This is a genomic window from Natronomonas sp. (genome assembly GCF_046710025.1).
Taxonomy (GTDB): domain Archaea; phylum Halobacteriota; class Halobacteria; order Halobacteriales; family Haloarculaceae; genus Natronomonas.
The window spans coordinates 39,884-50,010 of the sequence record NZ_JBKEGK010000001.1 but is presented as its reverse complement, the minus strand read 5'-3'; the positions used below and the strand labels follow the sequence as shown (position 1 = coordinate 50,010).

The window sequence follows — 10,127 nt, the reverse complement described above, 5'->3', positions numbered from 1 at the left end:
GCCATGCGTCCCGGCGAGGACACCGACGACCTCCTCCGGGGCGCCCTCGCGGGCGTGATCGACGATCGCGTCGCGGTGCGATTCCGAGAGTTCGATCGCCATCTCTCAGACGCCCCGTCCGCGTGCGTCGAACGGCTGGGCCATCCACGACTCCGGCACATCGAACGCCTCCGGATGCAAAAGCGCCGCGAGCGTCTCCAGGCTCTCGACGAGTCGCGGCCCGGGGCGATTCATGAGATGGTTGCCGTCGATAGCATGGACGCGACCCGCCCGAACAGCCCGGAGATCCGACCAGCCCTCGCGGTCGAGCAGGCCGTCTTGGTTCTCGGCGGTCTGTTCGAGCCCGAACCCGCAGGGTGCGGCGACTACGACCTCGGGATCGTACTCACGGATCTCGTTCCACCCCTGCGGTGCCGAGGCCTCGCCGGGGTCGGCGAGGCCGCACTCACCGCCGGCGAGTTCGACCAATTCGGGCACCCAGTGGCCGGCGACCATCGGCGGCTCGAGCCAATCGAGGACAGCGACCGTCGGGCGCTCCGGGCGCTCCGCGGCCGCCGTTGCGACCCGGTCGACGCGTTCCCGAAGGTCCGCGAGAAGCTGTGTCGCCTGCGCCTCGCGATCGAGCGCCTCGCCGATGGCCTCAACGTCCGAGAAGACGTCCTCGACGGTGTGGGGATCGGTCGTCAGGAGTTCGCAGTCGAGTCCGATCTCCTCGATCGCCGACTCGACGACGACGGTGTCGACGGCGCACACGTCACAGATGCCCTGTGAGATGACGACGTCCGGATCGGCGGCCGCGAGCGTCTCGCGGTCGATTCGGTAGACACCGCCCTCGTCGGCCGACGCGCGGACCTGGCTGTCGATCTCGGCGCTGGACGCCTCGGCGTCGATGCGCGAGTCGACGACCGAGGGGGTGTCCGCGACCACCGGCGGGTAGTCACATTCGTGAGAGGTCGCCACGGGCTGGACGCCGAGGGCGGCCACGATCTCGGTTGCGGACGGCAACAGTGAGACGACGTGGGGGGGCACAGCTGTATATAATCCTCCAACTGTTAGTTCGGTCTCCGGAGGAATGAATCTGCTGGCGCGGATCCGAGTGGTGGTATCCGTACGTCTATGCACGTGGGCACGCCGCGGTGTGTCTCCACCGAGCGTACACTCTGGGGGCCCCGACCGTCTCGCAGACGGAGCACACGGAGGCCGGCGAAAACGAAAGCGAGAACGAACGTGCGGATCCGGCCGAACAGTCTCAGACTGTTTGCAGATAGAGGAGGACAACAACTATCCCGATAGCAGCGAGGACGAACGAGAGGACGCCGTACCGGACCGTGTGACGGACCCCGACCTCCGAGACTGTTCGCAACTCCTCGCCTACCGTACCGTCGGCGTCTCCGACTCGAACTGTCTCGTCGGACCCAATGAACTCGGCGACTTCGGGCGCGTACGTGAATTCCTCTCGCGGAAAGTACAGCGAACGCTGTATCTCGGTGACAATTTGCTGTTCGAACAGAAGTCTTGTTGGTTGGCCGGCGCGGTTGTGATTGTAGTCACGGATTTTGAGCAACGTGAAGACGATGCCGCCGCTCAGCCCGATGACGACGAGGTGCCCGAAGAACGAATCGCCAGCGTTCAATAACAACGTCACGACTGTCACCACCCCGAGCAGGGCGAGAATCACCATTTCTCCGCGTTTGACGCGTTCCTGACTCAGCATAAGCCATTCTCTCACATCGGACTCCACGTCGCGCAGTTCGGTCTCGGGGTCGACATCGGCGGTTGCGGTGAGGGTGGTAACGGTTTCTCTTGTCTTCGACAGTTCCTCATTTACCTCCCGTGTCAACGGCCCGATCGCCTCCGATCCCCGTGCATAGTTCAGGTCGATGATCGCAATCATCAACCCGTCGACCGCTCCGTACGCGCGTTCAATTTCGTCTTTGGTGAGGTCTCCCTCCTCAACACGTTCGATTAGCCGCCTGATCGTGGCGTTGATCTGATTGAGCTTTTCGTTCTCCTTGCGGTTGGTCCTCCAGACCCTGTTCAGCATGAATCCGGTGAGGATAGCGAAGATTGTCCCGATGAGGTTCGTGATCGATGCGGACAGGAACTCGTTCCCGAGTCTCGATGGATCGACGTACAAAAAGAGCGTGCTGAGAAAAATCGTTATAAGTGCTCCACCGAGTGATGTCAGGTGACGGAACGTATCATTGAGCAGAACCTGTGCGACGATGATGAGAACGGCGCCGAACGCGACGGTTTCGGTGAACGGTGCATCGACGAACACGTGTAAAAAAATAGTGCTCAGGATGGGTGTCAGGTACGCCAACGAGGAAATCAAGACGTCTTCCCCGAGGTTGATCGCTTGGCTCCACGTGAAGTGTCCGAGACCGAACGTCCCGAACCCATAGAGAAAGACGAGCGGGAGCGAAGAGCGGTCGAACCGCACGGGTGCTCCCGTTGCCAGTATCGCTATTGACTCTACTACGAGTGCGACCAAGACAGCTATAAAAAAAATGAGTGGCGTCGAGTCGATGAAGTCCTGTGCCATAGAGAGCAAGTTCATGTACACGCCCGCTGAGAGGGCGGCGACGAACGCCAGCAGATACGTGATCCGCGCGTCCGCAAAAGCCGTGCTCGGAGTTCCCCCTGCGATCAGCGCGGCGCCACAGAACGCGACCGACAGGACGCCCAACTCGAACCAGCCGAACTTCGAGTCAGAACGGCGGAACACGAGTCCGCCGAGGGCGGGAAATAATAACGGCCACAGATAGTTAATCACGTTCGCGGGAATACTCGGGCCGTTCTGAATCGAAAACAGGAACGTGACGTCGTATATCAGGAGAAACACACCGAACAGGAACACTATCGCACCAAAGCGATAGATCGATCCGTCGTCACCGCTTGCGAGGTCCGCGAAGTGAGTCCGGCAGCTGTCCCGATCGTACCATAACCACGCGCCGAACACGACTGCTCCGCAACCGAAACGTACCAGCGGCAATGCGAGGTAGTTCGCTTCCTGATTGACGAATTTAGCACCTGGGGCTGAGAGGCTCCAGAGGAACACCGTCATGAGTGCCAACATCACCGACCAGTAGTACGTGTTCTGCCGAGCGGTCATATTGAATCGACGACACATGGACTCAAGCCGGCGTCATCCGCTATCCCCACTGCCGTCTCTTTGTATATCTTATATTGGGCAAATGAATAAAAACTTGCCACAACCAGAACGTATCGGTTGCTTTGAGCCCGTTCGGTGCAAATAGTGCATCATGGCACCTGGCTGCGCAAGTCGTTGGAGCCCGTGAACCGCCTCGGGGTCAAGCCCCGAGGCACTCGCCTTGTTTTCTCTGTAGATGCCATCGAAGGGATCACACCTGCCACCGTCAGTCGCTCCGGCGTATCGACCGCCCTTGCCGTCACATCGAATCGGGTGCGTCGACCCCGAGGATGTCGAGGGCGTTGGCGACCGTGTGGCGGGCGGCGACGACGAGTGCGAGCCGCGCCGCACGGGTCGTCTCCTCGTCGGCCGTGACGACCGGACACTCCCGGTAGAAGCCGTTGAATCGGTCGGCGACCTCGCGGGTGTAGGTCGCGATCCGGTGTGGTTCGTGGGCCTCGGCGGCGCTCTCGACGACGCCGGGGAAGCGCGCGATGGTCGAGAGCAACTCGCGCTCGGCGTCGCTCGACAGCGCCGAGATGTCGAGTTCGGGCTCGATCCCCTCGGCCTCGGCCTCGATGCCGCGACAGCGCGCGTGGACGTACTGGACGTACGGGGCTGACTGCGCCTCGAAGTCAAGCGCGCGCTCCCACTCGAAGGTGATCGCCTTCGCGGGCTGTTTGGAGACGATATCGTAGCGGACAGCGCCGATACCGACCTGCTCGGCGATCCGCTCGACATCAGATTCGTCGAGGTCGTCGTCGCGAAGCCGGTCGTCGAGCCGCTCTTCGACCTCCTCGCGGGCGCGATCGATCGCCTCGTCGAGCAGGTCGTCGAGCTGGACGCCGGTGCCGGCCCGCGTCGACATCTTGCCCTCGGGAAGGTTGACGTACGAGTAGATCACCGTATCAAGGGGGTCGGTGTCGTTGCCGAGATCCTCTAGGGCCGCCCGCAGTTGGCGGGCCTGCAACTTGTGATCCTCGCCGAGTACCGTTACTGCGCGGTCGTAGGTGTCTAACTTCCACTCGTGGTGGGCCAGATCCCGCGTGGTGTACAGCGAGGTGCCGTCCGAGCGGAGGAAGACGAGGTTCTTGTCGATATCCGCGAACTCGAGTTGCCAGGCGTCGTCCTCGTAGACCGCCCGGTCGTGCTCCTTGAGACGGGTGATGACATCGTCGGTCGAGCCGTCCCGCATGAACCGCGTCTCCTTGACGAACTCGTCGAACCCGGCGGGGAGCCGTCCCAGACACCGCCGCATCCCGTCCAACACGGTGTCGACGACCTCGGTGACGCGCTCGTAGGTCGCCTCGTCGCCGGCCTCGAGGCCCTGCATGATGGCTTCGATCTCGGCCTCGGCGGCCTCGACCGCATCGGGATCAGCGTTCTCTAAAAAGTCGTTGCCCTTGCGGTAGTACCGGACCATCCGGTACTCGGCGCGGTCGCGGGCGGGCTCCGGTAGCTCGGACTCCTCGAACGTCTCGTAGGCCCACGTGAAGACGGCCATCTGCCGGCCGGCGTCGTTGACGTAGTAGTGTCGATCCACGTCGTACCCGGCGTACGAAAGCAGGTTCGCAACGGCGTCGCCGACGATCGGGTTGCGCGCCCGCCCGACGTGGACGGGGCCGGTCGGGTTCGCGGAGGTGTGTTCGACGACGACGGAGGTGTCACGGACGGGCAGGGAACCGTACGCTTCGTCTTGGCCGGCCTCCAGCGTCCCTTGGAAGTACGCCTCGCTCGGGAGGAAATTGAGGTACGGTCCCTCGGCGTCGACTCCGCCCACGTAGTCGTACCCGTCAGGGTCAAGCGCCGCGTGCAGTTCGGCGGCGACCTCCGGCGGCGGGGCGCCGGCCGCCGAGGCGAGTCGGAAGGCGACGCTGGAGGCGAAGACGGCGTCGCGCTCCTCGGGTGGCTCCTCGATACCGAGGTCGTCGGCCGGGTAGCCGCAGTCGGCGAGCGCGTCCGCGAGGGCCGCTTCGACCTCCTCGCGCAGAGCGATGAACATACCTCTCTTTGCCCGCCACCGAATAAAGGGGCTTTCGAAGAGCGCCCCGTCGTCGCCCGGATCGAAACGTCGATCACCCAGCGCGACGGACCATGGGCTTTAGGCCGCTGTGCGTCAAGGGGATCGTATGCCCAAGCAGGTCGACGATCCCGACTACCACAGCGAGAACCACACCGCCGCCCAGACCTGCGGGTGGACGGCCAACGCCCTCCGCGGCGAGGGCCGCTGTTACAAAAATCACTTTTACGGCATTCAATCGCACCGCTGCATCCAGATGACGCCCGTCGTCAAGTGCAACGAGCGCTGCGTGTTCTGCTGGCGCGACCACGCCGGCCACGCCTACGAACTCGGCGACGTGGAGTGGGACGACCCTGACGCCGTCGCCGACGCCTCGATCAAACTCCAGCGAAAACTCCTCAGCGGCTTTGGCGGTAACGACGCGGTCCCCGAGACGGCCTTCGAGGAGGCGATGGAGCCCCGTCACGTCGCCATCTCTCTCGACGGCGAGCCGACGCTGTACCCTCACCTGCCGGAGCTTCTGGAGGCGTTTCACGACCGAGGGATCACGACGTTTCTCGTCTCGAACGGGACCCGTCCGGAGGTCATCGAGCGGTGTGATCCGACGCAGTTGTACGTAAGCGTCGACGCCGCCGACCGGAAGACCTTCGACGAGGTCGTGAAAGCGGTCGAAGACGACGCCTGGGACCGGCTCATTGAGACGCTCGATGTGCTCGCTGCCAAGGACGAGACGCGCACGGTACTGCGGACGACGTTACTGTCGGGAGACAACACACATCACCCCGAGTGGTACGCGGCGATGTACGACCGCGCCGACGCCGACTTCGTCGAATTGAAGGCGTACATGCACGTCGGCAACTCGCGTGACCGATTGGACCGCGATGTGATGCCCGACCACGCCGAGGTGCTCGCGTTCGCCGAGTCAGTCCAAGAGTATCTGCCAACCCACCCGGTCGTCCGTGACGTCGAGGCGTCCCGGGTCGCCCTGCTGGCGCGGGATCCGGACACGATGGTGCCGGAATTAAAAGGCGGCAGCGACTTCTGGCAGGAGGATCCTTACGCAGAGTCTTGATGCCGCGAGTGGCCGCCTCCGACACCGTTTAGACTGTTGCTCACCTAGCCAGATTGAGCAGCCTCGCCGTACCTTCTCATTTTTGTTACGCATTCCAGTTTCGTTACGGTTAAGAACGCGGGGGCCGTACGTTCGGGTATGTCACAGACGACCGAGCACGTCGGCCACGACGAGTTGGCGACGTTGAAACTCGTCGCCCTCGAGGGCGCCCTCGGGGGCCGGACGACGGTCACCTGCTCGGAGTTGGCCGCCCGGCTCGACGCGTCGAACCAGACCGCCTCCCGACGGCTCCAGCGCCTGGAGGATGCCGAGTATCTGACCCGCGAGGTGACCGGCGACGGGCAGGTCGTCTCGATCACCGATGAGGGCGAGCGCGCCCTCCAGCGCGAGTACGCCGACTACCGGCGGCTCTTCGAGGGCGACGCCAACGTGACGCTCCGGGGGACCGTCACGAGCGGCATGGGCGAGGGGCGACACTACATCTCCCTACCCGGGTATATGCGGCAGTTCCGCGAGCGCCTCGGCTACGAGCCGTTCCCCGGGACGCTGAACGTCGAATTGAGCGACGACAGCGCCCGGATGCGCGCCCGGATGGACGCCCTCGACCCGGTCGATATCGACGGATGGGCCGACGACGAACGCACCTACGGCCCCGCGTTCTGTTGGCCCGCAACGGTCGAGACGGCCGGCAGCGAGCGTTACGAAGAAGCCCACGTCATCGCCCCCGAGCGCACCCACCACGACGCCGACCAACTCGAAGTGATCGCCCCGGAGAAGCTCCGCGAAACGCTTCCGATTGACGACGACGACACACTCGAGGTCCATGTCTCGGAGCAGTGAGACCGCGGCCGCCGATCACGGCGTCGACGCCGCCGTGTCGGCGTTTTCGGCCAAACAGCCCGTTTTGATTCACGATGCGACCGACCGCGAGGGCGAGGTCGACCTCATATACCCGGCCGCGGCGGTCACCCCTGACGATGTCGCCCGCCTCCGGACTGACGCCGGCGGATTGGTCTGTGTTGCGCTCCCCGAGTCGGTCTGTGCGACCTGGGAGTTGCCGTTCGCCCAAGAACTCGTAGACCACCCCGCCGGTGCGGACCACGAGTTGGGCTACGACGAGCGGTCGTCGTTCTCGATTACGGTGAACCACCGCGGGACGTTCACCGGGATCACCGACAAAGACCGTGCACTCACCATCTCCGAACTCGGGGCCGCCGCGGGGCAGATCGACAGAGAACAGCGGGTTGCGGGCGACGGCGCGGCCGGCGCTATCGCCACCGACGCCGAGCGCTTCGCCGAGTCGTTCCGCGCCCCCGGGCACGTTCACCTGCTTCGGGCCGCACCGGGTGGCCTCGCCGACCGGGAGGGCCACACCGAACTCGGGTTGGCCCTCGCCGAGGCGGCCGGTATCGAACCCGCCGTCGTCGTCTGCGAGATGCTCGACGACGAGACGGGGGGCGCGCTCTCGCCCGCCGCCGCCCGGGCGTACGCCGACCGCAACGACTTCCCCTACGTCGAGGGGAGCGAACTGATCGCCCGGTTCGAGTGAGTCGGGCCCGGGGCGATTACTCCTAATAAATACGAGAGCGCCGTGGTCGTTGCCACGGGTGTCGAATCAGCGATCGTCAACTCGTTCTTTTCGTGATAGAGAGACGAGCGTATACCCCCGTCTGTGTTGCATCGGGCAACGTGGACGCTGGTGGTCAGCGGTTTAAATTCCCAGCCAAGGATGTGGCTGTTGGACACCCCATCGCGAGTTATGGCCCCTCCGCTTCGATCTTGTTCGTTACCTCATATTGGAATAGGTGTGGTTCAGAGCGCATGTGTGGCTCAATAGATTCTTGAAACCGCTCAAGATGGCTACTTGACTCGTGTGACTCGACGGCCGACCAATCTTTGTACTGCTCAATTATCCGGGCTACTGTCGGCCTCTCGATGTCGAATGTTACTCTGTAATCGATAACGCCGGGCTCTTTTCTAGATTCGACCGCCATCCGTTCAAGTATATCGCTGGCCTTTGGCTTCGAATCTGATCGTATGGGAACCTCCGAATGGATCACGATCATGATTGTGCTGCGACTCGAAGCTCACACAACAGATCAACTACGCTAAGATGGCTGTGACATCCGTCAGGCCCGGGTAGGGTCGTGCGAGTTTCGGACAGTATATTTGTGATTTTTGCTTTCACTCGCTTATAATCAAATGCTTCGTATATTAAATCTGCGTTCACTATAGAAATCTCTTAGCTAATACGGATATTAGCTTAGTCTCCGAAACAAACGTGATCAAGTACGCATCATCAACTCAGTTGTTTAAACAGTACGTACATGTACCAACAATCACTAACCGGTGGGATAGTGCTGAACAAGCCGTGTTATACAGACTATTTTAATAATATATGCATATATCTCGAAAACTCTTAAATAATTAGGATAAGTCCTGTTTGAATATGGGGTCTGGTTCGAAAGCTTTCGACGCAAATATTGATGATTCGCTGCCGAGAGGATTACGCTCTATTGAAGCCTTACATGACCCGTTCGCGTGGTATCACAAAAACCGCCGTGCGTCGTCAGTACAGTACGACGACCATCGCGGTGTGTACGATGTATTCAGTTACAAACAGGTAAAAGAGGGCTTACAGAACAGCGAACAGCTCATCAGACCGCCGTTGGCGGGTGATCGGACGAACAACGCATTATCGTACTTCGATACCGCGATGGTTTGGTCCGATGGATCGGAGCACAAGGGGGTGAAAGGAGAGCTGTTCAGATACTTCAGCCCGAGAATGTTGAAAGGAATTGAGGAATCTATCGTCTCTATTACCGAGGCACAACTAGATACTGCGCTAGACGACGGCGGTGAATTCGACTTCGTGGACGAGTTTGCCGTTCCGGTTCCGCTCCGTGTTATCATGAGTATCGTCGGCATTCCACAGGAAGATCATCAACAGCTTCTGGAGTGGTTGGAGACGTTTCGGTCTGTCATGACGAGCGAAGATAGCGCGGAGGGAAGCGTCAAAGGAAAGCATATGACTGCGGCTGCCGAGTACTTTGAGACGCTGGTTGACGAACGCAGTTCAAGCCCGCAAAACGATCTCATCTCCGAGTTAGCCCAGGAGACGGATCTTACCAACGAGGAGATCGGATCGAATTGTTTCGACTTCGCGCTTGCCGGCCAAGGAACGATGTCGGAATTACTGGGCAACGCGATCTATATATTAGACGAACACGACCTCGTTGGAAACGTCGACGAGTACGATTTCGAGATTTTAGTCGAAGAGGTACTCCGGTATAGGAGCCCGCTCCAAGCCCGAGCACGGAAGACAACTGAAGCAGTTACGTTGGATGGAACGACTATTCCGGCGGACGAAACCGTGATCCTATGGATCGGAGCCGCAAACCGTGATCCGGCCCGTTTCGACGAACCGGACGCGTTCTGTCCGCACAGAGACCCCAAACACTTAGCTTTCGGCAGTGGGGCACACAGCTGTATCGGTGCACCGATAGCCCGGATGGAGGCGCCGATAATACTGCGGACGTTCTTTGATACTATTCGAGACCTCAGTCTCGAACAGGATGCACTTGTTCCGAAGCCGAAGGCCTCAAAACTCGGGTTCGATCGAATGCCGATCCAGGCAGAAGTATCAATAGAGTAACCCATCGATAGAGCACGCGGCCGGCAGCCCGTCCTAGCCCGTTGATACCGGCTCTCTACACGCGTTGATGCCGGCTCTCTGCATATGTACTATACTCGCACGATCGTACAGTAGTAGTTTCATAAAAGTGACCGGTGTCGATATGTCCTCTGCATGAGGACAATGTTTAAAAAATTTATACAGTATAATCAGTGCCGGGGAGACTGATACAGTACTGGTAGACAGT

General features: G+C 60.9%; 8 protein-coding genes. 4 read left to right on the top strand and 4 right to left on the bottom strand.

From position 1 onward, the window contains the following. Nucleotides 1-105: 105 nt before the first annotated feature. The 3 genes from ACI944_RS00215 to argS form a co-directional block, all read right to left on the bottom strand. A complete protein-coding gene (locus ACI944_RS00215) occupies nucleotides 106-1,029 on the bottom strand; it encodes an ABC transporter substrate-binding protein (protein ID WP_411717045.1) in 924 nt (307 codons plus the stop codon). A gap of 220 nt (nucleotides 1,030-1,249) precedes the next feature. Then, nucleotides 1,250-3,115, bottom strand: coding sequence for a DMT family transporter (locus ACI944_RS00210; RefSeq protein WP_411717044.1), 1,866 nt, complete (start codon nucleotides 3,113-3,115; stop codon nucleotides 1,250-1,252). 298 nt (nucleotides 3,116-3,413) lie between these two features. Continuing rightward, nucleotides 3,414-5,156: an arginine--tRNA ligase gene (gene argS, locus ACI944_RS00205; protein WP_411717043.1), complete on the bottom strand. Its 1,743-nt coding sequence runs from the start codon at nucleotides 5,154-5,156 to the stop codon at nucleotides 3,414-3,416. Between the two features lie 127 nt (nucleotides 5,157-5,283). Between argS and twy1 the strand changes: the two genes are divergently transcribed. From twy1 to ribB, 3 genes are all read left to right on the top strand, one after another. Continuing rightward, on the top strand, nucleotides 5,284-6,246 hold the full coding sequence (gene twy1, locus ACI944_RS00200; protein WP_411717042.1) for a 4-demethylwyosine synthase TYW1: 963 nt from the start codon (nucleotides 5,284-5,286) through the stop codon (nucleotides 6,244-6,246). 138 nt (nucleotides 6,247-6,384) lie between these two features. Beyond that, complete coding sequence (locus ACI944_RS00195) at nucleotides 6,385-7,086, top strand: DUF120 domain-containing protein (protein WP_411717041.1); 702 nt, start codon at nucleotides 6,385-6,387, stop codon at nucleotides 7,084-7,086. Beyond that, entirely contained in the window at nucleotides 7,070-7,795 is a 726-nt protein-coding gene (ribB, locus tag ACI944_RS00190) for a 3,4-dihydroxy-2-butanone-4-phosphate synthase (protein WP_411717040.1), read from the top strand. The genes ACI944_RS00195 and ribB overlap by 17 nt, the downstream gene beginning before the upstream one ends. Nucleotides 7,796-8,003: 208 nt before the next feature. On the opposite strand, the gene ACI944_RS00185 is transcribed toward ribB, so the two are convergent. Beyond that, nucleotides 8,004-8,312, bottom strand: coding sequence for a putative quinol monooxygenase (locus ACI944_RS00185; protein ID WP_411717039.1), 309 nt, complete (start codon nucleotides 8,310-8,312; stop codon nucleotides 8,004-8,006). A 383-nt stretch (nucleotides 8,313-8,695) separates the two neighbouring features. Here ACI944_RS00185 and ACI944_RS00180 point away from each other — a divergent pair, with 383 nt between their 5' ends. After that, nucleotides 8,696-9,901, top strand: coding sequence for a cytochrome P450 (locus tag ACI944_RS00180; protein ID WP_411717038.1), 1,206 nt, complete (start codon nucleotides 8,696-8,698; stop codon nucleotides 9,899-9,901). The last annotated feature ends 226 nt before the right edge of the window (nucleotides 9,902-10,127 follow it).